The sequence below is a fragment of the Pseudomonas cavernicola genome, assembly GCF_003596405.1.
Taxonomy (GTDB): Bacteria; Pseudomonadota; Gammaproteobacteria; order Pseudomonadales; family Pseudomonadaceae; genus Aquipseudomonas; species Aquipseudomonas cavernicola.
The window spans coordinates 1018013-1043943 of sequence record NZ_QYUR01000006.1; the positions used below are offsets into that span (position 1 = coordinate 1018013).

25 protein-coding genes are annotated in these 25931 nt (G+C 60.6%); 8 read left to right on the forward strand and 17 right to left on the reverse strand.

Annotation, left to right across the window (positions count from 1 at the left end; all coding sequences use genetic code 11):
* Nucleotides 1–477: 477 nt before the first annotated feature.
* The 6 genes from msrQ to D3879_RS20965 form a co-directional block, all read right to left on the reverse strand.
* Nucleotides 478–1104 carry a protein-methionine-sulfoxide reductase heme-binding subunit MsrQ gene (gene msrQ / locus D3879_RS20940; RefSeq protein WP_119956147.1) on the reverse strand — a complete coding sequence of 209 codons (627 nt, stop codon included), beginning with the start codon at nt 1102–1104 and terminating at the stop codon, nt 478–480.
* On the reverse strand, nt 1104–2111 hold the full coding sequence (gene msrP / locus D3879_RS20945) for a protein-methionine-sulfoxide reductase catalytic subunit MsrP (protein WP_119956148.1): 1008 nt from the start codon (nt 2109–2111) through the stop codon (nt 1104–1106). Before msrP ends, msrQ begins: the two co-directional genes overlap by 1 nt.
* Before the next feature lie 65 nt (nt 2112–2176).
* Nucleotides 2177–2992 carry a CDP-diacylglycerol--serine O-phosphatidyltransferase gene (pssA, locus tag D3879_RS20950; RefSeq protein WP_119956149.1) on the reverse strand — a complete coding sequence of 272 codons (816 nt, stop codon included), beginning with the start codon at nt 2990–2992 and terminating at the stop codon, nt 2177–2179.
* Between the two features lie 152 nt (nt 2993–3144).
* Nucleotides 3145–4161 carry a ketol-acid reductoisomerase gene (gene ilvC, locus D3879_RS20955; RefSeq protein WP_119956150.1) on the reverse strand — a complete coding sequence of 339 codons (1017 nt, stop codon included), beginning with the start codon at nt 4159–4161 and terminating at the stop codon, nt 3145–3147.
* A 46-nt stretch (nt 4162–4207) separates the two neighbouring features.
* Nucleotides 4208–4699 (reverse strand): acetolactate synthase small subunit, encoded by a 492-nt coding sequence (ilvN, locus tag D3879_RS20960; protein WP_108099957.1) that lies wholly within the window; start codon nt 4697–4699, stop codon nt 4208–4210.
* A gap of 3 nt (nt 4700–4702) precedes the next feature.
* Complete coding sequence (locus D3879_RS20965; protein WP_119956375.1) at nt 4703–6427, reverse strand: acetolactate synthase 3 large subunit; 1725 nt, start codon at nt 6425–6427, stop codon at nt 4703–4705.
* 404 nt (nt 6428–6831) lie between these two features.
* Between D3879_RS20965 and D3879_RS20970 the strand changes: the two genes are divergently transcribed.
* A complete protein-coding gene (locus D3879_RS20970) occupies nt 6832–7266 on the forward strand; it encodes a DUF4124 domain-containing protein (RefSeq protein ID WP_119956151.1) in 435 nt (144 codons plus the stop codon).
* Between the two features lie 19 nt (nt 7267–7285).
* Here D3879_RS20970 and D3879_RS20975 read toward each other — a convergent pair whose 3' ends face one another.
* From D3879_RS20975 to mrcB, 3 genes are read right to left on the reverse strand one after another with little or no spacing between them, the layout of a single operon-like run.
* Nucleotides 7286–7615, reverse strand: a complete 330-nt coding sequence (locus D3879_RS20975) for a YqcC family protein (protein WP_119956152.1) — start codon at nt 7613–7615, stop codon at nt 7286–7288.
* A complete protein-coding gene (locus tag D3879_RS20980; protein ID WP_119956153.1) occupies nt 7615–8340 on the reverse strand; it encodes a tetratricopeptide repeat protein in 726 nt (241 codons plus the stop codon). Before D3879_RS20980 ends, D3879_RS20975 begins: the two co-directional genes overlap by 1 nt.
* Before the next feature lie 15 nt (nt 8341–8355).
* On the reverse strand, nt 8356–10683 hold the full coding sequence (gene mrcB / locus D3879_RS20985) for a penicillin-binding protein 1B (RefSeq protein WP_119956154.1): 2328 nt from the start codon (nt 10681–10683) through the stop codon (nt 8356–8358).
* Between the two features lie 118 nt (nt 10684–10801).
* Here mrcB and D3879_RS20990 point away from each other — a divergent pair, with 118 nt between their 5' ends.
* From D3879_RS20990 to D3879_RS21010, 5 genes are all read left to right on the forward strand, one after another.
* Nucleotides 10802–12364, forward strand: coding sequence for a bifunctional aminoglycoside phosphotransferase/ATP-binding protein (locus D3879_RS20990; protein ID WP_119956155.1), 1563 nt, complete (start codon nt 10802–10804; stop codon nt 12362–12364).
* 89 nt (nt 12365–12453) lie between these two features.
* Nucleotides 12454–12798 carry a pentapeptide repeat-containing protein gene (locus tag D3879_RS20995; protein WP_119956156.1) on the forward strand — a complete coding sequence of 115 codons (345 nt, stop codon included), beginning with the start codon at nt 12454–12456 and terminating at the stop codon, nt 12796–12798.
* Nucleotides 12799–12802: 4 nt separating this feature from the next.
* Entirely contained in the window at nt 12803–13555 is a 753-nt protein-coding gene (locus D3879_RS21000; RefSeq protein ID WP_119956157.1) for a class I SAM-dependent methyltransferase, read from the forward strand.
* A gap of 36 nt (nt 13556–13591) precedes the next feature.
* Nucleotides 13592–13864 carry a TfoX/Sxy family protein gene (locus tag D3879_RS21005; RefSeq protein ID WP_119956158.1) on the forward strand — a complete coding sequence of 91 codons (273 nt, stop codon included), beginning with the start codon at nt 13592–13594 and terminating at the stop codon, nt 13862–13864.
* 105 nt (nt 13865–13969) lie between these two features.
* Nucleotides 13970–14770, forward strand: a complete 801-nt coding sequence (locus D3879_RS21010; protein ID WP_119956159.1) for a Crp/Fnr family transcriptional regulator — start codon at nt 13970–13972, stop codon at nt 14768–14770.
* A 535-nt stretch (nt 14771–15305) separates the two neighbouring features.
* Here D3879_RS21010 and D3879_RS21015 read toward each other — a convergent pair.
* The 6 genes from D3879_RS21015 to D3879_RS21040 form a co-directional block, all read right to left on the reverse strand.
* The gene (locus D3879_RS21015; protein ID WP_119956160.1) at nt 15306–16184 is read right to left on the reverse strand and encodes a ChaN family lipoprotein; all 879 of its coding nucleotides are present in this window, start codon (nt 16182–16184) and stop codon (nt 15306–15308) included.
* A 210-nt stretch (nt 16185–16394) separates the two neighbouring features.
* A complete protein-coding gene (locus D3879_RS21020; protein ID WP_119956161.1) occupies nt 16395–17162 on the reverse strand; it encodes a heme ABC transporter ATP-binding protein in 768 nt (255 codons plus the stop codon).
* Nucleotides 17162–18145 carry a FecCD family ABC transporter permease gene (locus tag D3879_RS21025; protein WP_177412477.1) on the reverse strand — a complete coding sequence of 328 codons (984 nt, stop codon included), beginning with the start codon at nt 18143–18145 and terminating at the stop codon, nt 17162–17164. The genes D3879_RS21020 and D3879_RS21025 overlap by 1 nt, the downstream gene beginning before the upstream one ends.
* Nucleotides 18146–18195: 50 nt before the next feature.
* A complete protein-coding gene (locus D3879_RS21030; RefSeq protein ID WP_119956163.1) occupies nt 18196–19095 on the reverse strand; it encodes a heme/hemin ABC transporter substrate-binding protein in 900 nt (299 codons plus the stop codon).
* A gap of 280 nt (nt 19096–19375) precedes the next feature.
* Nucleotides 19376–20446 carry a hemin-degrading factor gene (locus D3879_RS21035; RefSeq protein WP_119956164.1) on the reverse strand — a complete coding sequence of 357 codons (1071 nt, stop codon included), beginning with the start codon at nt 20444–20446 and terminating at the stop codon, nt 19376–19378.
* 22 nt (nt 20447–20468) lie between these two features.
* A complete protein-coding gene (locus D3879_RS21040) occupies nt 20469–21179 on the reverse strand; it encodes an energy transducer TonB (protein WP_119956165.1) in 711 nt (236 codons plus the stop codon).
* 136 nt (nt 21180–21315) lie between these two features.
* On the opposite strand from D3879_RS21040, the gene D3879_RS21045 reads away from it, so the two are divergent.
* Together D3879_RS21045 and D3879_RS21050 are read left to right on the forward strand one after the other, a co-directional pair.
* The gene (locus tag D3879_RS21045) at nt 21316–23547 is read left to right on the forward strand and encodes a TonB-dependent hemoglobin/transferrin/lactoferrin family receptor (RefSeq protein ID WP_119956166.1); all 2232 of its coding nucleotides are present in this window, start codon (nt 21316–21318) and stop codon (nt 23545–23547) included.
* 82 nt (nt 23548–23629) lie between these two features.
* Nucleotides 23630–23953: a Rieske (2Fe-2S) protein gene (locus D3879_RS21050; protein ID WP_119956167.1), complete on the forward strand. Its 324-nt coding sequence runs from the start codon at nt 23630–23632 to the stop codon at nt 23951–23953.
* 4 nt (nt 23954–23957) lie between these two features.
* On the opposite strand, the gene sfsA is transcribed toward D3879_RS21050, so the two are convergent.
* Together sfsA and D3879_RS21060 are read right to left on the reverse strand one after the other, a co-directional pair.
* Complete coding sequence (gene sfsA / locus D3879_RS21055; protein WP_119956168.1) at nt 23958–24665, reverse strand: DNA/RNA nuclease SfsA; 708 nt, start codon at nt 24663–24665, stop codon at nt 23958–23960.
* A complete protein-coding gene (locus tag D3879_RS21060) occupies nt 24665–25837 on the reverse strand; it encodes a pyridoxal phosphate-dependent aminotransferase (protein WP_119956169.1) in 1173 nt (390 codons plus the stop codon). Before D3879_RS21060 ends, sfsA begins: the two co-directional genes overlap by 1 nt.
* Nucleotides 25838–25931 lie beyond the last annotated feature (94 nt).

Here is a 25931-nt window from a genome sequence, read left to right on the forward strand (position 1 = left end):
GAGTTACTTGTGACGCTGATAATCAGTTGACTATCAGTCTTACCTCACAAGCACCCACACGAATTGCTTGATTCAGTTGTTAAAGAACAGTTGGTTAAGTCTTTCGTCTCAACCGAGGCGCGCATTTTACAGCAGCCTCACATCCTGTCAAGCGGTTATTTCAACGAAGTTTCAAATTTTCTTGATTAACTTCAACCACTTGCGCTTCCGATCAAGCCAGGCTTCTCGTCAGCGGGAGGCGAATTCTACAGCGTTTCAAACCGCTGTCAACCACCTCATTCAACCGCTTTCGATCCCTCCAGCAGACCGACCAACACGGCTCAACCACCACCCTGTCAGCCCGGCGCATTCTACACAGCTTTCGCTGCTTTGCAACCCCTCTTTTAAAGCTAACTTCTTGTTATCTAAGAAGTTTTCCGAGAGGTCTGCGCCGGAAGTGGTGCGCATTATAGGCCCAGCAAATCAACCGTCAAGCACTTATTGAAAGCTTTTTGTCATTCTTTCCGAAGTTCTCAGTGAAAGCCTGTGAATACGTATCGCAATGGCCGGTATCCGCAGCATTAGCAGAAGCACACCAGCAGTCGCATACCAAACCCACTCCTCAAGATCGGCTCGTACTACCCAGAGCATGTGCAGTAGAACTAGCCCCAAGATCAGGTAAACCGCACGATGGAGAGATTTCCAGCGCTTACCAAGCTTACGGACACTAAAGCGATTAGAGGTTATGGCCAGTGCTAGAAGCCCAATGAAGGCCAGAGCCCCCACAAAGATGTAAGGGCGCTTGCGCAGATCAATCAGCAATTGCGCACCATCCAGCCCCAGGACAAACACCGCATAGGCTGAAAGGTGAAGCGCGACATAGCTGAAGCACCACAAACCTAGCTGACGACGAACAGCAATCCAGCCACTCCAACCCGTTAAGCGCTGCAGCGGCGTCATAGCAAGCGTGATCAACAGAAGCGTCAACGCCCCCAGCCCCAAACGATCGACCAAAACCTTGCCAGGATCCGCACCAAGGGCGAAAGTCCAGCCCTGATATAACCAGAATAGCGGCGGCAATAACGCCGCAATGAAGACCACTATTCGCCAGAGTCGATAACGCATCAGTAGTTCTTCCGAAGATCGAGCTCACTATAGAGACTTGCCACTTCGTCATAACCATTGAATAAGCGCGTCGGGATGACATTGGGGCTAAACAGACTACTTGGCAGGCGTCGCTCATGCGCCTGAGTCCAACGCGGGTGATCCACAGCCGGATTGACGTTGGCATAAAAACCATACTCATTCGGCGCCAATGCCTGCCACGTGTTCTTCGGCTGTTCCCGGGTCAAGCTGATACGGACAATCGACTTGATGCTCTTAAACCCATACTTCCACGGCACCACCAAGCGTAACGGCGCACCGTTCTGATTGGGCAGCACCCGCCCATACATCCCCACGGCGAGGATGGCCAGCGGATGCATCGCCTCATCCAAACGCAACCCTTCCACATAAGGCCAGTCGATCAGAGAAAAGCTCGAACTCTGTCCGACCATGCGCTCCCGATCGACGATTGTTTCGAAACGAACGAACTTGGCCTGGCCAGTCGGCTCGACCCGACTGAGAAAATCACCCAACGAAAAGCCTAACCAAGGAATCACCATGGACCAGGCCTCAACGCAACGAAGTCGATAAATGCGCTCTTCGAGCTGCTGCGGTTTGAATAAATCATCTAGAGAGTAACGGCCCGGCTTCGCGACTTCGCCATCCACCAACACACTCCACGGCTCCACCTTGTATTGCGAAGCGTTGCGCGCGGGGTCGCCTTTATCAGGCCCGAACTCATAGAAGTTATTGTAGTGACTGGCATCTTCGAACGGTGTCAGCACCTCATCCCCCGCGGTTACTGCTTGCCAGCGAGTGCCGGCCAGTTTTTCACCGAACCAGGTCGGAGCAGCTACAGACTCAACATCGGCATAGCGCGACACCTCAGCCCGAGCAACCCTAGGCAGGGCAGCCGTAGCCGCCAGGCCACCGGCAACGGCCAACAGACTACGACGCGACAAATAAACAGATTCGGGAGTGACGTCAGATTCGCGAGACGATGAAGCGGGTGGGATCTGGATCAGCATTGAAACTCCGCGGCTATTCAGGTGACTGATGCGCCAATAGACCGCGGAGCCAGGAGGAAATTACATCACTCGGCTTTTTTGCGGCGACGCAGTTGCAACAGATATTGCACCGGTCCGGAAGCCGCATAGGCGAGGAAGATCAGCAGCAGGATACGCGGCGGGTCACTGAAGACTACCGCGAACACCAACACCACTACGAGAATCGCCACAAAAGGCACGCGCCCCTTGAGGTCGAGATCCTTGAAGCTGTGGTATTTGATATTGCTGACCATCAGCATGCCTGCGCCCGCTACCAGCAAGGCAACCACAATGGACATGTTGGAGCCCTGGATACCGAAATCACTGAAAGCCCACACAGTCCCCGCTACCACACCCGCAGCAGCCGGACTCGCCAAACCAATAAAGAAGCGCTTATCCGCCGTACCCACCTGGGTATTGAAGCGCGCAAGCCGCAAGGCAGCGCCCGCGACGTAAATGAAGGCCACCATCCAGCCGACCTTACCCATACTGCCCAGCGCCCACTCGAACGCGAGCAATGCCGGCGCCACGCCGAACGCGACCATATCGGACAGCGAATCGTATTCGGCGCCAAAGGCACTCTGGGTATTGGTCAAGCGCGCCACCCGACCATCCAGGCTATCCAGCACCATGGCGACGAAGACCGCAGCCGCAGCAACGTAGAAGTTGCCGTTCATGGCATTGATGATGGCGTAGAAGCCGGCGAACAGATTTGCCGTGGTAAAGAGGTTGGGCAGCAGGTAAATGCCACGGTGCCGGACTTTGCGCCCTTCGGCGTCATGCCCTTCTTCAACATGCTCATCAACTGGCAGCAGGCTTTCTGCGTCGGAGGCCGGTTTCGGCTCCTCGGGACGTTCGTTCATGAACAACACCTTGCAACGGTTCGGAAAGTTTTCGACAAAAATGGCGATTCAGGGTTCACAACCCCGCCACAGCACCCTGGCTTTATACCAGAAGCCTCAGTCTAGAATGAAAAAACGCGGCCATGGCCGCGTTTTTTCTCACATCGCAGACCTTAGTTCTTGGTCTTGTCGACGATCTTGTTAGCAGCAATCCACGGCATCATGGAACGCAGCTTCTCACCAATCACCTCGATACCGTGGGCGGCGTTGTTACGGCGCTTGGCGGTCATCGATGGGTAGTTGGTAGCGCCTTCGCTGATGAACATCTTGGCGTATTCGCCGTCCTGAATGCGCTTCAGAGCGTTGCGCATGGCCTGACGGGATTCGGCGTTGATGATTTCCGGGCCGGTCACGTACTCGCCGTACTCGGCGTTATTGGAGATCGAGTAGTTCATGTTGGCGATACCGCCTTCGTACATGAGGTCGACGATCAGCTTCAATTCGTGCAGGCACTCGAAGTAGGCCATTTCCGGCGCATAGCCAGCTTCAACCAAGGTTTCGAAACCGGCTTTGACCAGTTCGACAGTACCGCCACACAGAACCGCCTGCTCACCGAACAGATCGGTTTCAGTTTCGTCTTTGAAAGTGGTTTCGATGATGCCGGTACGGCCACCACCGACGCCACTGGCGTAGGACAGCGCAACATTTTTGGCATTGCCGGAAGCATCTTGATAGATCGCGATCAGATCCGGGATACCGCCGCCTTTGACGAACTCGGAACGCACGGTGTGACCCGGAGCCTTAGGCGCGATCATGATCACGTCGAGGTCGGCACGCGGTACGACTTGGTTGTAATGAATCGCAAAACCGTGAGAGAAGGCCAGGGTGGCGCCTTTTTTCAGGTTCGGCTCGACTTCGTTCTTGTACAGCTGCGACTGGAACTCGTCCGGGGTCAGGATCATGACCAGGTCGGCAGCAGCAACTGCGGACGGCACGTCAGTTACTTTCAGGCCATGCGCTTGGGCCTTGGCAACGGTGGCAGAACCAGGACGCAGACCAACGGTTACATCGACACCGGAATCTTTCAGGTTGCAGGCCTGAGCGTGACCCTGGGAACCGTAACCGATGATGGCGACTTTTTTGCCCTGGATGATCGAAAGGTCGCAATCTTTATCGTAATAAACTTTCATGAATTTCCCCTATTTACTGAGGCCACTCGGGCCGCTCGCTAAATGTTTAGATGCTCAGCACTTTGTCGCCACGGGCGATGCCGGTGACGCCACTGCGTACGGTTTCCAGGATTGAGCTAGTGCCCACGGCCTGGATAAAACTGTCCAGCTTGTCGCTGGTTCCCGCGAGTTGGATGGTGTAGACGCTACTGGTCACGTCGACAATCTGCCCGCGGAAGATGTCGGTAGTGCGCTTGATCTCAGCACGCTGAGCACCGGTAGCCTTGACCTTGACCAGCATCAACTCACGCTCGATGTGCGCGCTTTCCGACAGATTCACCAGCTTGACCACTTCGATCAGCTTGTTGAGGTTCTTGGTGATCTGCTCGATCACCTCATCGTGCCCGACGGTGGTCAACGTCAGACGCGACAAAGTCGGGTCTTCGGTCGGTGCCACGGTCAAACTTTCGATGTTGTAGTTACGTTGCGAGAACAGACCGACCACACGGGACAATGCGCCAGGCTCGTTTTCCAGCAGCAGGGAGATGATGTGTCGCATGGTTTAAGTCCGCTCCGTCTTGCTCAGCCACATGTCACGCATGGCGCCATCTTTGATCTGCATCGGGTAGACGTGTTCGCTGGTGTCTACCTGAATGTCGAGGAATACCAGGCGATCTTTCATCGCGAAGGCTTCTTCCATCTTCGGTTTCAGATCTTTCAGCTCGGTGATGCGCATGCCGACATGGCCATACGCCTCGGCCAGCTTGACGAAATCTGGCAGCGAGTCCATGTAGGAGTGCGAGTGACGGCTGTTGTACATCATGTCCTGCCACTGGCGCACCATACCCAGCGCACCGTTGTTCAGGTTGACGATTTTCACCGGCAGGTCGTACTGCAGACAGGTCGACAACTCCTGGATGTTCATCTGGATGCTGCCTTCGCCCGTCACGCAGGCGACGTCGGCATCCGGGAAGTTCAACTTGACGCCCATCGCCGCCGGGAGACCAAAGCCCATGGTGCCGAGGCCGCCGGAGTTGATCCAGCGATTGGGTTTGTTGAAACGGTAGTACTGCGCCGCGAACATCTGGTGCTGGCCCACGTCGGAAGTGACGAAGGCATCGCCATGGGTCACTTCGCTGAGGGTTTCAATCACCGTCTGCGGCTTGATTATGCTGCCGTCGCCCTTGTCATAAGGGAAGGTGCCATGACTGGCACGCCATTCATCAACCTGCTTCCACCAACTGGCCACCGCTTCTTTATTCGGGGTTTCGCCGATTTCCTTGAGGATCGCGACCATCTCGGTCAACACGCTATCCACCGGACCAACGATCGGCACGTCGGCCTTGATGGTCTTGGAGATCGAAGCCGGGTCGATATCGATGTGGATGATCTTGGCGTTCGGGCAGAACTTGGATGGACCATTGATGACCCGGTCATCGAAGCGCGCGCCAACGGCGAGAATCACATCGGCATGATGCATCGCCAGGTTGGCGGTGTAGCTGCCGTGCATACCGAGCATGCCGAGGAACTGACGATCGGTGCCCGGATAGCCGCCAAGCCCCATCAGGGTGTTGGTGACTGGCAGGTTAAGCATCTGCGCCAGCTCGGTCAGCGGTGCCGCAGCGCCGCCCATAATCACGCCGCCACCCGAATACAGAATCGGTCGCTTGGCCGCCAGCAGCATCTCGGCCGCCTTGCGTATCTGCCCTGAGTGACCGCGCACGGCCGGGGTGTAGGAGCGCAGCTTGGCTTTCTTCGGGTAGACGTACTCGAACTTCTCGGCTGGGTTGGTCATGTCCTTCGGAATATCGACTACCACCGGACCCGGGCGGCCAGACTGAGCGATATAGAAGGCCTTCTTCATGACCTCCGGGATTTCCGACGGATGCTTGATCATAAAGCTGTGCTTCACGATCGGCCGGGAGATACCGATCATATCGGTTTCCTGGAACGCATCAGTACCGACCATGTTGCTTGGCACCTGGCCCGACAGCACCACCATCGGAATGGAGTCCATGTAGGCGGTAGCAATCCCGGTAATGGCGTTGGTCGCACCAGGACCGGAGGTCACCAGTACCACGCCGGCCTTACCGGTAGCACGGGCGTAGCCGTCAGCCATATGGGTAGCCGCTTGTTCGTGACGAACCAGGATGTGGGTCACTTCCGGTTCTTTGAACAGGGCGTCGTAAATATGCAGGAGGGCACCACCCGGGTACCCGTAGATATGCTTAACGCCTTCGTCACGCAAAAAGCGGACGACCATTTCAGCGCCAGATAAAAGCTCCACGTTGTTCACCTCTAAAACGCCAGAGAACCGCTCACAACTGAACGGTCTGAATAGGTTTACTGCCAAGCAGAGCATGAGCGACGGTGGTCGCCGACTACGTCAGCTACTACTGAGCAAGTATTGGGAACTCCCCAAAGTGTTGCGGGGCTTTCCCACCCAGCGCGAGGTAACGCGTTGCGGGTGTAACAGGTCGGCGCGGGTGTGCGCCTCATGTCTACTGAGCTAAAGCCTGCTTGCGGCGGACTCCACTACAGCGAACGTTGAATTGTTCGGATTAGGTCGTAGCAAGTCAAGTCATCCGTAGCGGATTCTTCAATCTGCGGCTGTGACCTGGCGCAGGATGACGATTCACGACTTTTGGTTATAGTAGGTGCCAGGTTCCGCAGCTAACAAAAGGACACAGCATGCGACGCATGATTCTCACGGGCAGTTTGCTGCTCGCCTTGAGCGCCACGGCCATGGCGAGCCAGGTCTACAAATGGGTCGACGCACAAGGCATTACCCACTTCGGGGCGCAACCACCGCAAGGCCAGGATGCAACCGCGATCAACACCATCGCAGCGCAACCCAAACTACCTGTCCCGGCCGCCACGCCTGCGCCAGCCAGCACAACCGACACGGCGCAAAAGGCCATTGATGACAAAGTCAAAAAGGATGTGGCAACCCAGGAGGCTGAGCGCAAGAAATACTGCGAAATCGTGCGTACGAACTTGGCCCAGCTACAGAACAATCCGCGGTTACGCGCCGAGGTCGATGGCGAAACGCGCCGACTGACCGAAGAGGAGCGCCAGACGCGTATCACGGAAAGCGAAAAAGCTATCGCCGAAAACTGCAAGTAATCCGGACAGCGGTGCGGCTCTACGCCGCACTGCCGATCAAACGATCGAACTCGCCAAGCAACTCCAACAAGGTCTTGGCCTGCGTAACGCGCTCGCGAAAGACCACCTCTGCCATCGGCCGGATGCCTGAAGTACTGGGCAGTGGCTTGCCACTCTCCACAATCACCTTCATGCGCGGCAGAAACACCCACTGCAGCCACTCCTCGAAAGCCAGGCTATCGACGCAAAATGGCTGCTCGCTAGCCAGTGCTTCAGCGCTAGGTGGCGTCGCTGCCCACCAGCCCTGTAGGCGCAGCTCACGCTCAATCAGGAGCAACTGTTCGGCCAGCAGCGGCAGGCGAGCATCCATCAGAGATTGACTCGAGCACGCTCGCGGGCTTGTGTCGCACCCGCCACATTACCCTGCCGCTCACGGGCTTGCGCGATCAGACCCCACAGGCTCGCCTGCAAGGCTGGACGACCATTGGCATAGGTCAGGCCACGCTGTGCGAATTGCTCCGCTTGGGCCGCATCCCCTTGAGCCAGGCGTACCTGAGCCAAGCGGTAGAGCACCTGCGGCTCACGCGGAGCTATACGCTGGGCGCGCTCCAGGCTGGACGAGGCGCCGTTCAAATCGCCATTGCTCTGCTGTTGCTGAGCGGTGGTCAGCAGTGCCAGCACCGGCCCATCGAGCTGCTCATCCGCCGCCAAGCCACCGGCAGAAGGAATCCCGCTCGGCACCACAGGCGCCGGCACCGTATAGCCACCGCTGCTCATCGGCGCAGTGCTGATAGGTCCGGGGCTAATCGGCGCACTAGCGCTCGAGCCGCCCTGCGGCGCACTCGCCGCCGGGAAGGTCTGGATCGGTGCCGAACTACCACCCGCCCCTGGCACCATCACCACGACCCCAGAGTCCTGCGCAACCGCCTGCGGCTGTGCAGGACTTGGGCGATAAGCACCGCCACCACCCGCCGCTGGCCTGTCAGCAGACAGCGGTGCACCGGAGTCCACGACCGGAATAGCGCCGCGCGGCACACTGGCACAACCAGTCAGCAGGGTTGTAGCCACTAACGCTGGAATCAACCACTTATTCACTGAGCACCTCTTCACTTAATTCATCCAGCCGCGCACCCAGTCCATGACTTCGTCCACTGGCGCCTGTAGACCGCAGGCAGCTCCAGGAGGCGGCTCACTGCCACGAATATACGGCATCTGCACGGCATTCGGGCAGCTCGAGTCGGAGCCCTGACCGCTGTTGGCGTCGACCCAAGCCTGAACGACATTATCCGGCAACGGCATATTCAGCGGCAGCGGATCGGCCTTACGCATGAAGCCGGTCCAGACCTGCAACGCACCGGTAGCCCCCGTCAGTGGCGTCGAGCCGTTATCGTCACGCCCGAGCCAGACCACCGCGAGCAGATCCTGGCTGAACCCGGCGAACCAGCTATCTCGCGAATCGTTACTGGTGCCGGTTTTACCGGCCAGAGTCAACGAGCCGGGTAACTGGCTGTACACCGAGCGCCCAGTGCCCTCGCGCATCACGCGCTGCATGGCATTTTGCACCAGATAAATCGCGCCCGGGTCGAACCGCTGCTGAATCTGGAAAGGATAACGCCTCAGAGGTTCCCCTTCGGCAGTCAAGACACTGCGAATGCCACGCAGCGGGGTGTTGAAACCGCCGTTGGCCAGGGTCTGATACATGGTCGCCACCTCAATCGGGCTCAACGCCCCGGCACCGAGAAGCATCGAGGGATAGGCTGGCCAATCGCGCGAGACGCCAAGCCGCTCCAGCGTTTTCAGCACCTTCGGCACACCTAATTCCAGGCCGAGCTTGGCCGTGGAGAGGTTGTAGGAGTTGGCTAGGCCCTGATACAGATAAACAGTGCCATGCGCCTTGCGATCGTAGTTTTGCGGGCGCCAAACCTGGCCATCCTGGCCTTTCACCGAGAACGGCTCATCGACCAGCCAACTGGTCAGGGTGTACTGGCTCGGGCGCTCCAGCGCAGTCAGGTAAACCGCCGGCTTGATCAGCGAGCCAATCGGCCGCACCGCATCCAGTGCCCGATTAAAACCGGCGAACCGTGGTTGGCGGCTGCCAATCATGGCTTGGATTTCACCACTTTCAGGATTGGTCACGACCATCGCCGCTTCCACCTGGTCGACCCCCTTGCGCCCGGACAGCCCCGTCAGCGTTGAGTTGAGCGCGCCTTCGGCCTTCTGCTGAAGAATTGGATCGAAGCTGGTGAAAATGCGCAGACCTTCTTCGGTCAAGTCCTCGTCCCGATAATCCTGACGCAACTGACGCTTAACCAAGTCGAGGAACGCAGGGTAAGAACTGTCGGCCAAACTGCCGCGCTTGGTCACACCCAACGGCATCTTCTTGGCGGCAGCTGCCTCTTCCGGAGTCACCACGTTCTGCTCCGCCAGCAGGTCAATGACCAAATTACGGCGCTCCAGCGCCCGCTCTGGAAAACGCCGCGGGTTGTAGTAAGACGGCCCCTTGACGATACCGACCAGAAGCGCCACTTGATGCAACTTGAGCTCAGCCAACGGCTGACTGAAGAAATACTGGCTGGCCAGGCCGAAACCATGCACCGCGCGCTGGCCATCTTGGCCAAGGAAGACCTCGTTGAGGTAAGCCTCGAGAATCTCCTGCTTGTCGTAATGCAGCTCAAGCAGCAGCGCCATCAGAGCCTCGGTGGCTTTACGGGTGAGGCTGCGCTCGCTGGTCAGGTAGAAGTTCTTCACCAACTGCTGGGTCAGCGTACTGCCGCCCTGGCGCAATTGCCCGGCACTGGCATTGACCCAGAAGGCGCGGGCGATGGACTTCGGTGACACCCCGAAGTGATGGAAGAATTCCCGGTCTTCCACCGCTACCAGGGTTTCCACCAGATAAGGTGGCACCTGATCCAGCTTGATCAGGATGCGATCTTCATGGTGCGCCGGGTAGAGGCCACCGATCAGCAACGGCTCCAGCCGCGCCACCGCCAGTTCCTGACCGCTAGCCTGGGTAAGCCCTGCAACATAGTCGCCGGAGAACTTCACCCGAATGCGCTGGGCTGGCTCGGCACCTTCATAAAACTGAAAACCGCGGGTATTCAGCTCAACGTTATTGCCCGCCACCGCCGCCGCGCCTGGGCCATTGGCGGCGCTTTCGCGGCGGTAGCCAAGGGCGTCCAGCTCCGTCAGAAAGTCGTTCTTGGCCAGTTTCTGGCCGACGAACAGCTCCAACGGGCGAGCGTAAACCTTGGCTGGCACAGTCCAGCGCTTGCCGGAGAATTTCTCCTGCACCACGGCATCCAGATAAACGGCGAAACCGGCCAACACCACCAGCCCCACCAGGCTGAGTTTTACTAGCCAACCAAGCCAAGGGCGCATGCCGCCAGTACGGTGTTTGGGGCGCGAACGAGAAGAACGAGGGGATCGAGTACGAGTCATGGCGGCGCATTATACGCACTTTATCTAGAGCAGAGAGCCGCCACCTGGCGGTTTGCAGAGCCGCGCACAGTCGCCATAATGTCAGCCTTCTAACCAGTCCGTAACTCAAGGATAGACCGTGAGCCAGCCCCTGATTGCCGCCCTGCAGAACCCGGCCCTTTACCCACACCCCGTGGACGGTTTCCAGGTCATCGAGACGCATATCTCCTGGGTGCTGCTAACCGGCCCTTATGCCTACAAGATCAAAAAGCCGGTGAATTTTGGCTTTCTCGACTTCACCGACCTGGCCGCACGCCAGCACTTTTGCCACGAAGAATTGCGCCTAAATCAGCGCCTGACCCAAGGCCTGTACCTGGAGGTCCTGCCGATCAGCGGCAGCCTCGAAGCGCCGCAGCTAGGCGGCGATGGCCCGGCCATCGAATATGCCCTGAAGATGCGCCAGTTCCCGCAGAGCCAACTGCTCGGCGAAGTCCAGGCCCGTGGCGAACTGACCACTGCGCATATCGATGCCCTCGCCCAGCAGATCGCCAGCTTCCACCTGGTCGCCCCACGGGTAGCCCTCGAGCATCCGCTCGGCACCCCGGCTGCGATCATGGCGCCGGTCACCCAGAATTTCGAACAGGCCCGCGCCATGCTCTCGGAAAAGGCCGACCTGCAGCAGTTGGATGCCCTGCAAGCCTGGGCCGAAAGCAGCTTCGAGCGGCTCAAGCCGTTGCTTGAGCGGCGTAAGGCTGAAGGTTTCATTCGCGAATGCCATGGTGATATCCACCTGGGCAATGTCACCCTGATCGATGGCGAAGTGGTGCTGTTTGACTGCATCGAGTTCAACGAACCGTTCCGCCTGATCGACATCGCCTCGGATGCCGCCTTTCTCGCCATGGACCTGGAAGACCGCGGCCTCAAGCCGCTGGCACGGCGCTTCGTCAGTGCCTGGCTGGAGCAGACCGGTGACTATGCCGCACTGGAGTTGCTGAACTTCTACAAAGCCTACCGCGCAATGGTGCGCGGCAAGGTCAGCCTGTTCCGCCTCGGCCAGGAACAGGATGCAGTGCAGCGTGCGGTGATCCTGCGCCAGTACCGCAGCTATGCCGCCCTGGCGGAAAGCTACAGCGCCATTCCTTCACGCTTCCTCGCCATCACCCACGGAGTTTCCGCGGTTGGCAAAAGCCATGTGGCCATGCGCCTGGTCGAGGCACTTGGCGCCATCCGCTTGCGCTCGGATGTCGAGCGCAAGCGTTTGTTCGGTGAGCAAGCTGCTGCTAACCAAGGCCAGTTGAGCGCCGGCATCTATAGCCAAGACGCCAGCGCGGCCACTTATCAGCGTCTGCACGAACTGGCCGATGCTGCGCTGCATGCCGGCTTCCCGGTAGTGATCGACGCAACTTACCTTAAACACGCTCCGCGCGAAGCCGCCTGGCATGTTGCGGAAGAGACCGGCGCGCCTTTCCTGATCCTCGACTGCCAGGCCCCGGAAAGCGTTATCACCAGCTGGTTGGCACAACGCCAGAACGCCGGCCAGGACTCGTCCGATGCCACGTTGGAAGTCATCCAGGCCCAACAAGCCAGCCGCGAAGCACTCAGTGCTGAAGAACAGGCCCATAGCAAACGCGTCGATACCCATGAGAGCGCCAGCCTGGACAGCTTGATCATGCGCATTCGCCAACGCCTGCCGGGGCTCTAAGCAGAGCCAAGAATAGCTGGAACAGTCGCGGCGAGCAGAGCGCGCCGCGACCTCTATACTGCCGGTGAGCCCTTCGCCGGAAAGATGCTATGAGCCAGCCGCGCCAACTTGATCACCCGCTGTACCGCTTCCTGCATAACGAAGACATCCCCAGTTTCAATGCGCAAAAGCCCCAGAGCGGCGAAATCGACCTCTCCAATGGTGATTTTCGTGGTCTCGATTTGCGCGCCTTGCACGCCAATGGCATTAACTTCACCGACGCTTACTTTCGCGGTGCCGACTTGCGCGGCCTCGACCTTCGGCAGACCTGCATGGAAGGCGCGAGCCTGGCGCATGCGCAGATCTCAGGGGCTTACTTCCCTGTTGAGTTGAGCGCCGACGAGATCCTCATGTCGCTCAACTTCGGCACCCGTATGCGCTACCGGCCGAGCTAGCAGCATGAGTGAAATTGCCCGTTTATTCGGCGCCCGAGCGGGCGCTTACGCCAGCTTCCGCCCGGCATACCCTGCCGAACTGTTCGCCTGGCTAGCCGAGCACAGCCCCGCACGACAACGCGCACTGGATATCGCCTGCGGCAACGGCCAAGCCAGCCGCCCACTGCTTGCCTATTTCGAGCAGGTACTCGCCTGCGATGCCAGCGTCGAGCAACTGACCGCCAGTCAGGAACTGCAAGGGATTGAATTGTTTGCCGCAGATGCCGAGGCGCTGCCCTTAGCCGCCAGCAGCCTTGACTTGATTGTGGTCGCACAAGCCCTGCACTGGTTCGCCACTCCCGCATTTTTCGCAGAGGTACGTCGCCTCCTCAAGCCCGGCGGCCTGTTCTGCGCCTGGTGTTACAGCTTGATGCGCATCGACCCTGCACTCGATGCCGTGATCGACGAGTTCTACAGCAACACGCTCAACGGCTATTGGCCGCAGGGGCGTGCCAGCGTAGATGCTGGATATCGCGACCTGCAGGCGCCCTTCTCCCTCATCCAGCTACCGCCTTTCGCGATTGGAGTGGAGTGGAGTTTCGAGCATCTGCTGGGGTATCTGCGTACCTGGTCTGCAGTCCAGCGCTGGGAGCGTCAACACGGCCACGACCCGGTGACGGAGCTGACACCGACACTGCGACATGCCTGGGGCGATCTCAATCAACCACGCTTTGTCCGTTGGCCGCTACACTTTCTCGCAGGCTTCCCGACTCACTAAATCTTCGGTAGCGATGCCCCATTGCAAGGAGGCAGGATGAACGACGAACTGCAGCATCTGAAGAACTTGGGCAAAACCTCGGCGCAGTGGCTGCACGCCGTCGGCATCCACAGCGTTACCGACTTGCGCCGACTAGGTGCGGTCGGCGCCTACCGAGCGGTGCAGGCGCGCGGCTTTCGCGCATCGAAAGTCTTGTTGTATGCGATCGAAGGCGCATTGCTCAATGTGCATTGGAATGAATTGCCGCCCGCCCATAAAGCAGAGTTGAACGGCCAGTTGGATGCCATTCTGCTGCGCAATAAGAGCTAGCTCACAACCTCTGCGCGCGGCGATTTACGCAAGCCTTGGCACAACCTATTGTCTCAGGGACGTTCGTGCGTTCTCGCCTGCCCAGCCAGCTCAAGGAATTACTGTATGTACCTACTCGGGGAGCAACCGGCCTACGCCGATCAGCTGATCAACCGACTGCAAAGCATCCCCACCCAACTGCTGGAAGGACTGGAACCTATGGGTGCTCCCGTGTGCCTTGAGCGGGTCGAGGACCTGGCGCAGACACTGCCGGGCAACCAGTTGTTTATTATCGAAAATGGTTTGCTGCATGCGCTGGTTGACGAGCGCCCGCTGTTCTACCTGCAGGAAGGCGATTTGGTTGGTCTGCGCCAGGGCATCGAACTGCCCAGCTGCCGTTACAGCAGCGAAGAACCACTGAGCCTGATTCCGTATTTGCGCAGCGACGTGTTCAAGCACATCTATGCTAGCGAGCATCGCCAAGAGCTGCTCATCCAATACCTGATCGGCCATACCGCATTGCTCTCTGACGCACTGGCACGCCTAAAGCAGCCGGAAATTCGCCCAGCTACCGGCTTCCAGCATTTTGCCGCTGGCGAAGAATTGATCCACCAGGGCGACGAGGCCGATCACGTATTCATCATTATCGAGGGCCACGCCGAAGCCTATGTCGACGGGCACAAAGTCGGTGATGTGCAGAAAGATGAGATCTTCGGCGCCATGGCCGTGTTCACCCGCGAGAAGCGCAGCGCCACGGTACTGGCCAGTGAGCCATGTACGGTGATGGCGATTCCCAAGGAACAATTCCTTAGCCTGATGCAGAGCAACCCGCGGATCGCACACAGCCTGATCGAGAGCATGGCGCGCCGCATCGACCTACTGAACAAGGAAGTCACCCAGCTGCGGCTACCGCGTAGAGAGGCCTAGAGCCTGCTCCGCTCACCAAGAACCCGGCCCTGTGCCGGGTTCCTAGCTTCTGTGAGCTGGATTGTGCCGAGTTAGAAAAAGTTGAAAACGGAGTGTTGACATACAAATGAGAATTGTTATTATTATCACAACTGGTCGCGAGATCAGTCGATAAGCTGAGAGACCATTCAGTCGGACTTTTCAGATTATCTCCTCATCAGGCTAATCACGGTTTTGACCCGGCTCTTGCCGGGTCTTTTTTTGCCCGCCATAAAGTAGCGCCCCAGCGACCTTCAATAATCGACCTGAACCAGCCCGTCCGGCGGATTGGAGCAGTGACCGGTTGGCGCGAGACGCCCCTGGCGAATCTCGAAAAATGCTCCCGCCATCCATTGATCACGCTAGCCACGCGCTGCCCCTCGACTCAGTACGACTCAGCACATCCTCGAGGCTTTCGCGGTAACAGCGGGTCAACAGATCATCGGCGGCGGGCATTGGGAGTGCCCTGGCGCGAGAAGCACCGGGAATACGCCACAGCCATAGGCGGTAACGGGGGCTAGCGGCGCAGTTTAGCGCAGTGGTCCTGCTCCGGCTGCGCCGCGCTGTACCAGACAAAATCAGCGGTCTCGGCAGCCACCGGTTTACCGACTTCAGTCAGTATCAGCACTTGGCTGCCCTGCGCGGCGCCCAGATCGGCCAAGTGCAGTGGCACCCCCAGGTCACGCCGCACATGGAAGGCGCCAGCGAACAAGATCGCCGGTTCTGGCGCGGCCAACAGGCGCTCGGCCATCCGCCGATCACGCTGTTGCTGCACAGCGAGCATGGCCGGCAACTGATCTTCAGGCAGCAGCCCGCAATGCGACTCGCGAATTTGCGCCAGCAAGGGCGCGCGTACCACAGCCGCGGTCGAGGCCGTGCCGCTGAGCGCGGGCCGCGCGGCGTAAATCTGCATAATTTCACCGCGGTCCAGATTGGCCGACAGCACGGGATAAGGCTGAGCCAAGGCATAACGCAGGATCGGGCCGTACAACGCCCAATCCCAGTTCTGCTGCCAAGCTAACGCGCCCGGCAGATCGGCCAGTGGCTGGCCTGCAGCCATGGCCACCCGCGCCTGCTCGACCTTGGCCTGCTGGTCCGGATTGAGCATTTCCAGCAATAGACTACCTTGCGCCCGCTGCGCCACCAGCGCCTGCAACAACCACAACTGCAAAGCATGTTGATCCGGGTTGTCGTGCTGCTCGCCTACCAACACCCGCGGGGCTTTTGCCAGACGCTCGATCAGTTGCCGCGGGGTCAGCTGCTCACCACTGCGCAGATCACGGATCACGCCGAGGTCGGCATGCTCGAGCCCTTCTGGACTTTGCCAGGCAGGCAGCGGCGGCACCGACTGGCAAGCCGCCAACGCCAGCGAACACAGCAATACAAAGAAGCGCATCGGATTTCCTTAGAGCCTGTTCACGATCTCGCGAGCTAAGGTCAGGCAAGGCGAAATCGGGCGAAACGTAGCGAAGCGGAGTAACAGCCAAAGGCTGGCCCGCAGGGCGAGCGAAGCGAGTCAAAAGCGCAGTTTACACGTGGTAAATGAGCATTTTGAGCCCGATTTCAACGCCGCATTACCGACGCGCAGCAGATCATGAACAGGCTCTTAGCGGGCAATGATCAATGGATGACCGCGTTCCGGGTGGCGCTGCACCAGCACCTCCAGGCCGAACACCGCTTGTAGCGGCTCGGCCCGCAGCACCTCATCCGGGCTACCCAGCGCATGCGGGCGGCCACGCTCCAGCAACAGCACGCGATCGCAATAACGCGCCGCAAGGTTCAGGTCATGCAGGATCACCAGCACCGCCGCACCACGCTCGGCAAAGGTGCGCGTCGCTTGCAGGGTAGTGTGTTGATGCAAGGGATCGAGCATCGAGGTCGGCTCATCCAGCAACAGGCTCTGCCCCGCCGCACCGGGCCACAGCTGCGCCAAGACCCGGGCCAGGTGCACGCGTTGGCGCTCACCGCCGGACAGTTCCAGATAGCTGCGCCCGGCAAGGTGCATAGCATCCGCGGCGACCAGTGCCTCATTGATGATTTCCGTGTCGCGCGCGCGACCACTGGCGTGCGGCAGGCGGCCCATGCCCACCACCTCCTCGACCCGGAAAGCAAAGTTCAAAGGCGAGCTTTGCGGTAACACGGCCAAGCGTTGGGCGCGCTCCGGGCCTGGCCACTCGGCGAGCGGCCGCTGATCCAGCAGAACCTGCCCATGGGTCGGCCTCAATTCGCCACCCAGCGCGTCAAGCAAGGTGCTCTTGCCCGCGCCATTTGGGCCGAGCACGCCAAGCACTTCGCCCGGCTGTAGTTCGAGGTTGATATCCGTTAGCACAAGTTTGGCGCCACGCCGCACCGCCAGATTTTCCGCACGCAGCATCAGGCACGTCCTCGCAGCAATAAATAAAGGAAGAACGGCGCCCCCAGCAGCGCGGTGACAATCCCGATCGGCAACTCCGCCGGCGCCAACGCCAAACGCGCCAGCACGTCCGCAAATAGCAACAAGCTCGCCCCCGCCAACGCCGAAGCGGGCAGCAGCACACGGTGATCCGGCCCGACCAGCAAGCGCACCAAGTGCGGCACCACCAGGCCGATAAAGCCGATCATCCCCGCCGCCGCCACCGCAGCACCGACGCCCAGCGCGGTGCAGAACACCAACTCGCGCTTCAAGCGCTCGACCTCGAAACCCAGATGGCGGGCCTCGGACTCACCGAGCAGCAAGGCATTCAAGGCCTTGGCCCGGCGCGGCAACCACAGCCCAACGCCGGCAGTGACCAGCAATAACGGCCACAGACGCGCGTAGCTGGCGCCGTTGAGGCTGCCAAGATTCCAAAAGGTCAGGGTGCGCAGCGTCGCGTCATCGGCCAAGTAGGTGAACAGGCCGATGGCCGCGCCAGCCAGGGCTGTCAAGGCGATACCGGCCAGCAGCATGGTCGAGACGCTGGTCTGGCCATCCCGGCGACCGAGGCGGTAGACCAGCGCAGTCACGCCCAATCCGCCGGCGAAAGCACACAGCGACAGCAGATACGGCGCGACAGCCTCCGGCAGACCACCAAACGCGGCACCACCGACGATGGCAATCGCCGCACCAAGCGCCGCGCCACTGGAGACGCCGACCAAGCCGGGGTCCGCCAACGGGTTGCGGAACAACCCCTGCATCGCCACCCCGGACAGCGCCAGCACCGCGCCGACTGCCAACCCCAACAGGGTTCGCGGCATACGGATTTGCCCGAGAATCAACTCCGCCTGTTCCAGCCCCAGGCCAGACAATGGCAAGCCAAGCAGACGTAGCGCGGCGCGCAGAGTGTCGGCCAACGGCAAACTAACCGGCCCCAAGGCCAGCGACAGCCAGAGCGCGAGCACCAGCAACAAGCCCAGGGCGATAAACAATGAGCGCGGTTGAACGACAGAATTCATGGTTGCGGCTTAGCTTCGGCGGTCAGGGCTTGCGCGGCAGGATAGAAGGCTGCGCTGAGCACTGCCAGCCCATCGGGAATCCGCGGACCCAGTCCGCCGACCAGCAACGTCGGATCCAGCCCCAACAAACGCCCAGTGCGCGCAGCGCGGGTCGCGGCCAACGCCGGGTTCTGCTTGAGCAACGCCTGCTTGGCGGCGGCCCCGACCAGGCTGCGATCGGCAAAGATCAGCACTTCCGGGTCCAGTGCCAGCAGCGCCTCAGTCGACAGCGCCTTGTAGCTGGCATGCGTGGTCACATTGCGTCCACCGGCCTGCTCGATCAGCCAGGCCGCAGCGGTATCCCGCCCCGCCGCCATTGGACTACTGCCCGCATGACCGAGCAGCAACAGTACCCGCGGCGCCGGCTGCCTACGCTGTGCGGCCGCAACCCAGCGTGCCTGCGCCTGCAGACGCTGCCGATAGTCGGCCAGCACCTGAGCCGCACGCTGCTGCGCGCCGAGCAGCGCACCGATACGCGTAAGGCTACCCTCCAAGGTCGGCAAATCGGCCCGGGTTGACAGTGCCTCGATACGCACACCTGCGCTCGTGAGCTGCTCCAGCACCGGCGGCGGGCCCATCTCTTCGCTGCCCAGCAGCAGGTCAGGCTTCAGGCTGAGGATGCCCTCGGCGGCCAGTTGCCGCTGATAGCCGATGCTCGGCAGGGCTTTTAATGAGGCAGGGTGCTGGCTGGTGGTATCCACGCCGACCAACTTGGCTTCGCCGCCCAGTTCAACTATCCATTCGCTCAGCGAGCCTCCCGCGCTGACCCAGCGTTGCGGCAATGGTTCGGCGGCGCTGGCCAGCTGGCTCAGCAGAAAGCCGCCGCAAAGGCTGGCAAGACAGGCAGTAAAGCGCATGGCAAATCGACTCCATCAACATTCGAATATCCCGCGAGGCCTGCTGTTAGGGCGGAGCCAGCGGGTTGAAAACAACGGTAAGGGTTGGCACTGAACGTAGGTTGGTGCTGAGCCGAAGGCGATGCCCAACAACCGGCCTGCAAGGCCGGGCGGTCACGTTCGAATCCGAGCAAAGGGAAGTCGCTGGGCGACTCCTTGTTGGGCATCACTGCGTTCAGCACCAACCTACGTGAGCGGCATTACCGGCCAGGCGTGCTGAGCGCTGACAGTAGATCGGCGCTTAGGCATCCAATGCCGCAGCGGTTTCGGCCAGCGTCCGCCAGTCTTCCCGCTCCGGGATGCCTGGCTTACGCACGCCGAAGAGCTGGACGATCAACTCGCCATCCGCATCGAAGGCTTCCCAACTGGTGATCACGCCATCCGTGCTCGGCTTACGTACCCGCCACAACTCGGCCACCGACAGGCTCTTCAGGTGCAGATTGAACTCAGGGTCGAGCACGTTGAACCAGCTGTCCATCCAGCGCAGGTTGCGCACCGGGCCGCTATGGATCTGGATGCAATGACGATTGCCGACAAACACCATCAGCGGCACTTCAGTCTCACCCGCCGTCTCCAGCAACTTCGGCAACTCGGCCGGTGCCAGCGGTTCGGCCCACTCGCGCCCGGCCAGACGCAACGCCTGGGTACGTGTCGCGCCGTGCTGCTTCAATAATGCAAAGAAGTGATGAGTGTCTTTCAAGGTCGACCAGCCGACGCGCAGCGAGTTGACGTCGATCAACCCGTCCGCCGTCGGCACCGTGCGCGCCGGTAGCGGTTGCAGGTCGAGCTCGGCGTTCTGCTCCGCCGCGCGAAAGCGCTCGACCAGCGGCGCCCAGGCCTTGAGCTCGCTGTCCTCGGTGAGGAACACCTTATGCACTGCCACGCCTTGGCGGTCGAACACCTGAATACTGCGCTGGGTGCCTTTGCTGGTTGCCTCTTCGATGGCAAACACGCTGGCCCAACCACCGAGGAACAACCGAAGGTCGATTTCAGCCGACACCACCAACCCCATCTGCCCATTCGGCGTCACCGTTACTTCACGGTAAAAGCCCTTGCGTTCATGCACGCAGTGCTCGTTGCGCGTCAGCGCCATTACGTAACCCAGCTCACCGAGGGCTGGTAACAGCGCCGACCAGTCAGGTTGCAGACGCTGCGTATCGACGCCCAGCCGGCTGGCGATCAGCTCCGCTTCGCTGACCGCCAGACGCTCGGCGGCATCCCGCGCGCGCAGACGTGGCTGCTCGGTGCGCAGCACCTGCCAGGCCAGGTAAAGGTCATTGGCCACCGCGGCGGCCTGGGTCTGAGTGCTCATGGATGGAACTCCTTCATCACAATCAACGGCTCGCCGTCAGGGCGAACTCGATAGGTATTTGGACACGGCTGGGGACGGGGCGGCCGTCCTCGGTTTCCGGGCGGAAGCGCCAGGCGGCGACGGCCTGCACTGCGGCCTCATCCAGGCTTGCGACCCCAGAAGAGCGCAGCACCTGCAACGCCCGCTGCTGGCCTCGTTCGTCCAGCCGCACTTCGAGCAACACCACGCCATGCTGATTGCGTCGCCGCGCCTGCGTCGGGTAGCGCGGCGGCGCGGGCGGCTGCAGAAATGCCGGCGCGCGACTGAACACTTCTCTAACGACCGACTGCATCGGCAGCTGTGCCGCTGTAGCCGTTGTCGTTGCAGTTGCAGTTGCAAGCTCACTGCGGCTGACCGCCGGCGCGGTTTTCGCCGCCAGTTGCACGGGCTTGGGCGGCAGCGGTTGCCGCTGCGGCGGGGCTTTTGCCGGCGCTCGCGCCGGCACTTTGGCTCGCACCGGTGCAACTGGCGCCACGACTGGAGGCGCTTGCACGGCAGTCGCAGGCGGCGCAGCCGATGGCGCTACCGCAAGCGTCTGGGGAGCTGCCTGCAACTGAATCGTCATCACCGCCAACTCCGCCGGCAGCGCCGCTTCCTGCGGTCGCCCCGCGCCTAAAGTCGACTCGCGCAACAACAAGCCCGCCACCGCATGCAGTGCCAGCGACAGCAGGAAATAAAGCGAGAAACGCGACATTAGAGTCCCGACCCATAAAATCAGAATCTATTTGATAATTATTTGCATTTGCATGTCAAGCTCGTTAACGTCTTCCGCCGATATCTAACCGGTGGCCACCGAAGTCACCTGCCGTTCTCGCTTCAGGAGCCAGCCCATGTCCAACCGCCCACCCTTCGCCCGCCGGCCCTTGCTGGCCTTGCTGCTACTCTCACCGTCCCTGGCCCTGGCTGCAGAAGCAGCCAAAACCGCCACCCAGTTCGATACCGTGACCGTGACTGCAACTCGCAGCGAACAGCCCCTGGACAAGGTGCCGAGCACCGTTTCAGTCCAGACCGAACGCGATATCGACCAGAAGAACGTGAACAACCTCCAGGATCTGGTGCGCTACGAGCCGGGGGTTTCGGTCAGCGGCACCGGCAGCCGTTTCGGCCTGTCCGGCTTCACCATCCGCGGCATCGGTGGCAACCGCGTGCTGACCCAGGTGGACGGTGTCGGCGTAGCGGACGCCTTCAATTTCGGCCCCTTCCTCGATGCCCGGCGCAATTACATCGACCCTGACACCGTGAAACAGGTGGAAATCATTCGCGGTCCAGCCTCGTCGCTATATGGCAGCGACGCCATCGGCGGCGCAGTGAGCTTCCTGACCAAGGATGCCGCGGACTACCTGGACGAAGGCGATGACGCCTATGCGCGCCTGAAGACCGGCTATGACGGTGCCGATGACAGCTGGCTCCGCAGCGCTACCGTCGCCGGTCGCCAGGGCCAGGTCGATGGCCTGCTGCATCTCGGTCGTCGCGACGGCCAAGCCGTAGACACTCATGGTGGGCGAGGCGGCATCGGCAGCGCTCGCGAAGAAGCCAACCCGCAGGACTACAAGGCGCAGAACCTACTGGTCAAAAGTGGCTGGAACTACTCCGGCAACGATCGCCTGCAACTGACCTACGAGCGCAACGAAAATGACGCCGACACCAAGGTGCTCAGCGAATACAGCAATACCGCGACCATCCGTACCTCGAATGCCAAGGACAGCACGGACCGTGAGCGCGTCAGCCTGCAACACCAGTTCGAGCTGAACAGCGCCATTGCCGACAGCATCGACTGGCAACTGAGCTATCAGGACAGCGAAATCCGTCAGCAGACATTCCAACAGCGCTTTAGCGGCGGTAGATTCCGCAACCGCAGCCGCGACTCGAACTACCAGGAAGAACTGTGGGCGCTGAATGCCAAGCTGGACAAGCTGTTCGAGACTGGCATGGCCAACCATCACCTGATCTACGGCGTGGACGTGAAACGCCTGGACAGTAGCGACCTGCGCACCGGTGACGAAGTGTTTGCCACCACCGGCCTGCCGACGCCGCCGGCCTTCGGCGCAGAGACCTTCCCACTCAGCGACTTCCCGGACCCGACCACTAGCGAATACGCTCTGTTCGTCCAGGACAGCATCGAGATCGGCCGCTGGACCCTGTTGCCCGGCCTGCGTTACGACTACTACGAGCTGAAGCCAGACGTCACCCAGGAGTACCTCAACAGCAAACCGATCAATAAAAGCCCGTCCAACTTCAGCGACCATGCCTTGTCGCCCAAGTTTGGCGTCACCTACCAGCTCGACGGCCTGCACAGCGTTTACGGCCAATATGCGGCCGGCTTCAAGTCACCGGATGCGGTAGATATCTTCGGCGAGTTCGTCAACTCGGCAATGGGTTACCAGACCATCGCCAACACCGACCTGAAAGCGGAAACCAGCAATAGTTTCGAAATCGGCCTGCGCGGCAAATACGATGTCGGCAGCCTTGGGCTGGCGCTGTTCTACAACCGCTACAAGGACTTCATCGACTCGGTAACCATCCCCGATCCGACCGGTGCCGGGCTGCTGACCTACCAGTCGCAAAACCTGAGCAAAGTCACCATCCGCGGCGCAGAAGCCAAGGGCGAGTTGTTCCTCGATCAGTTCGGCCTGCCAACCGGCACCCGTCTGCATGGCGCCATCGCCTATGCCCGCGGCAAAAACGAGGAAAACGGCGCGCCGATCAATAGCGTCGACCCGCTCAAGGCGGTCTTCGGCCTGGGCTATGCCGCGCCGAGCGGGCAGTTCGGCGGCGATATAGCCTGGACCCTGGTGGGCGCCAAGACGCGCGTCGACCAGAGCCAGAGCGCCGCGCTGCGCATCAGCGAACAATTCGAAACGCCAGGCTATGGCACCCTCGACGTCAACGGCTGGTGGCAGATCAGCGAGCAGTTCTCGGTCAACGCCGGCCTTTTCAACCTGACCGACAAACAGTACTGGCAATGGGGTGATGTCCAGGGGCTGGACACCAACAGCCCGAGCCTGGGCCGCTTCACCCAGCCGGGCCGCCACGCGGCGGTCAACCTGATCTGGGAAATCTAGCCCTTTTCACGCGCAAGGACTTCGTCCTACTTGGCAAGCCAGCACGGCGCGGGATAATGCCCGCCCTGTGATGGAGGTGCCGATGATTCGCTTATGCGCCCTGGACGAACTGGCTGAAGGCCAGAGCCGGGGCTTTTCACTGGATGGACTGAAACTCTTGGCGGTGCGCAAGGACGGCCAAGTCTATGCCTATCAGAATCGCTGCCCGCACCGCGGCGTGCCGCTGGAATGGCTGGAGGATCAATTCCTCGATCACAGCGGCAGCCTGATCCAATGCGCCACCCACGGCGCCCTCTTTCTGATCGACTCCGGCGAGTGCGTGGCCGGCCCCTGCTCCGGGCAAGCGCTCAACGCGCTGACCTGTCGCGAGGATGCCGCCGGTATCTGGGTCGAATTGCCTGCCTAGAAAACTACAGGTGAACCTCAAGTCGCCGGGTGAGGCGAATCTCTTGCGCCGACAACTCAGCGGCATAAGCCAGTACCTCGACACCCTCCGCCAGTGCTTCGTGCAGCGCGGCGGCATAAGCCGGGTCGATTTCCGCCGCAGGACGCACCGCGTCGATCCCCGACAGGTTCACGCAATACAGTTGCACCGCGCGCACGCCCTGACGCGCCAAGGTCGCCAGTTCACGCAGGTGCTTGGCACCGCGTTCGGTGCGCGCATCGGGGAAAGCCGCGATCGCTGAACCCTCAAAGCCGAGGGTGACGCTCTTCACTTCGACAAAGGCCGGACCGCTCGGGTAATCCAGGCGAAAATCGATCCGGCTGTTTTCCTGACCGTAAGCCACCTCACGCTTGAGTGCCGTGAAACCTGCCAGCTCGGCAATCACGCCAGCCTTCAGCGCCTCCTCGACCAAGGGATTGGCCCGTGCGGTATTCACGCAGGCCAGTCGCCCTTGCGGAGTTTCGCTGAGCTCCCACGTGCCCGGCAGCTTGCGCTTGGGGTCATTCGAGCGGCTGAACCAGACCGTCCCGCCCTCGACCATGCAATTGAGCATCGAGCCGGTATTCGGGCAGTGGATGGTCAATTGCTCACCGCCGCTGGTTTCGATATCGGCGAGGAAACGCTTATAGCGGCGCAGCAGTCGACCCTGCTCCAACTCTGGAACAAAACGCATCAGGGCTGCCAGCTTTTCAGGCCGCGGGCAATCCGCTCGACCGCCTCCTGCAATCGAGGCAGGCTCTGGGTGTAGGCGAAACGCACGTGATGACCGGCCTGATAGCGACCGAAATCCAGCCCCGGGGTAAAGGCGACATGCTCGGTTTCCAGGAAGTGTCGGCAGAAAGCAAAAGCATCGCCGCCGAAAGCACTGATGTCCGCATATAAATAGAAAGCGCCTTCCGGCTCGACAGCGATACCGAATCCCAGCTCACGCAAGGCCGGCAGCAGGAAGTCGCGACGCCGGGCGAACTCGCCGCGGCGCTCTTCGAGGATTGCCAGAGTAGCGGGCTCGAAGCAGGCCAGCGCCGCATGCTGGGCCATGCTCGAGGCGCTGATATAGAGGTTCTGTGCCAGCTTCTCCAACTCCGGCACCGCAGCCGGCGGCGCCACCAGCCAGCCGAGGCGCCAACCGGTCATGCCGAAATACTTGGAGAAACTGTTGAGGACGAACGCCTCGTCATCCACCTCCAGCACGCTGGCAGCCTCCACGCCGTAGGTCAGGCCGTGATAGATCTCATCCACCACCAGATGGCCACCGCGCTCTTTCAATGCCCCGGAGAGTGCCGCCAGCTCAGCGCGCTGCAACAAGGTGCCGGTCGGGTTGGCTGGCGAAGCGACCAGCGCACCGACACTGTCGTGATCCCAATAACGCTCGACCAACGCCGGGGTCAGTTGATAGCGCACCTCGGGGCCCACCGGCACCAACTGCGCGGCGCCTTCGACCAGGCGCAGGAAATGCCGGTTGCAAGGATACCCAGGATCGGCCAGCAACCAGTGCTTACCCGGATCGACCAACAGGCTGGTGGCCAACAACAAAGCACCGGAACCACCGGGAGTAATGAGGATCCGTTCGGGGTCTATGCTTAATCGATAGCGTTGTGCGTAGAAGCTGGCGATGGCCTCACGCAGTGCCGGCAAACCCCGCGCCGCGGTGTAGCGGGTATGCCCATCGGCTAGCGCGGCTTGGCCCGCGGCGATGATCGGCGCAGCGGTGGTGAAGTCCGGCTCGCCGATCTCCAGGTGGATGACATCATGACCATCCGCCTGCAACTGATTGGCCCGAGCGAGCAACGCCATGACGTGAAAGGGTTCGATCGCGCGGCTGCGAGCACTGTAGGACGGGATCATTAGCCTTCCTTTATATAAGTTAAGGAAGAGATTCTAACCAACCATCCGGGTAAACAGCAGCAACCACGACATCCAGGAGTGGCGCGGCCGTGGG

Bases quoted from the DNA above. Each gene is read 5' to 3' on its own strand.
- mrcB (WP_119956154.1), bottom strand. From the start codon at position 10,683: ATGACTCGTACTCGATCCCCTCGTTCTTCTCGTTCGCGCCCCAAACAC.
- D3879_RS21035 (WP_119956164.1), bottom strand. From the start codon at position 20,446: ATGAGCACTCAGACCCAGGCCGCCGCGGTGGCCAATGACCTTTACCTG.
- D3879_RS21015 (WP_119956160.1), bottom strand. From the start codon at position 16,184: ATGCGCTTCTTTGTATTGCTGTGTTCGCTGGCGTTGGCGGCTTGCCAG.
- D3879_RS21020 (WP_119956161.1), bottom strand. From the start codon at position 17,162: ATGCTGCGTGCGGAAAATCTGGCGGTGCGGCGTGGCGCCAAACTTGTG.
- ilvN (WP_108099957.1), bottom strand. From the start codon at position 4,699: ATGCGACACATCATCTCCCTGCTGCTGGAAAACGAGCCTGGCGCATTG.
- D3879_RS21030 (WP_119956163.1), bottom strand. From the start codon at position 19,095: ATGCGCTTTACTGCCTGTCTTGCCAGCCTTTGCGGCGGCTTTCTGCTG.
- D3879_RS21000 (WP_119956157.1), top strand. From the start codon at position 12,803: ATGAGTGAAATTGCCCGTTTATTCGGCGCCCGAGCGGGCGCTTACGCC.
- D3879_RS21045 (WP_119956166.1), top strand. From the start codon at position 21,316: ATGTCCAACCGCCCACCCTTCGCCCGCCGGCCCTTGCTGGCCTTGCTG.
- sfsA (WP_119956168.1), bottom strand. From the start codon at position 24,665: ATGCGTTTTGTTCCAGAGTTGGAGCAGGGTCGACTGCTGCGCCGCTAT.
- D3879_RS21050 (WP_119956167.1), top strand. From the start codon at position 23,630: ATGATTCGCTTATGCGCCCTGGACGAACTGGCTGAAGGCCAGAGCCGG.
- msrQ (WP_119956147.1), bottom strand. From the start codon at position 1,104: ATGCGTTATCGACTCTGGCGAATAGTGGTCTTCATTGCGGCGTTATTG.
- D3879_RS21010 (WP_119956159.1), top strand. From the start codon at position 13,970: ATGTACCTACTCGGGGAGCAACCGGCCTACGCCGATCAGCTGATCAAC.
- D3879_RS20975 (WP_119956152.1), bottom strand. From the start codon at position 7,615: ATGGATGCTCGCCTGCCGCTGCTGGCCGAACAGTTGCTCCTGATTGAG.
- D3879_RS21040 (WP_119956165.1), bottom strand. From the start codon at position 21,179: ATGTCGCGTTTCTCGCTTTATTTCCTGCTGTCGCTGGCACTGCATGCG.
- msrP (WP_119956148.1), bottom strand. From the start codon at position 2,111: ATGCTGATCCAGATCCCACCCGCTTCATCGTCTCGCGAATCTGACGTC.
- D3879_RS21060 (WP_119956169.1), bottom strand. From the start codon at position 25,837: ATGATCCCGTCCTACAGTGCTCGCAGCCGCGCGATCGAACCCTTTCAC.
- ilvC (WP_119956150.1), bottom strand. From the start codon at position 4,161: ATGAAAGTTTATTACGATAAAGATTGCGACCTTTCGATCATCCAGGGC.
- pssA (WP_119956149.1), bottom strand. From the start codon at position 2,992: ATGAACGAACGTCCCGAGGAGCCGAAACCGGCCTCCGACGCAGAAAGC.
- D3879_RS20995 (WP_119956156.1), top strand. From the start codon at position 12,454: ATGAGCCAGCCGCGCCAACTTGATCACCCGCTGTACCGCTTCCTGCAT.
- D3879_RS20970 (WP_119956151.1), top strand. From the start codon at position 6,832: ATGCGACGCATGATTCTCACGGGCAGTTTGCTGCTCGCCTTGAGCGCC.
- D3879_RS21005 (WP_119956158.1), top strand. From the start codon at position 13,592: ATGAACGACGAACTGCAGCATCTGAAGAACTTGGGCAAAACCTCGGCG.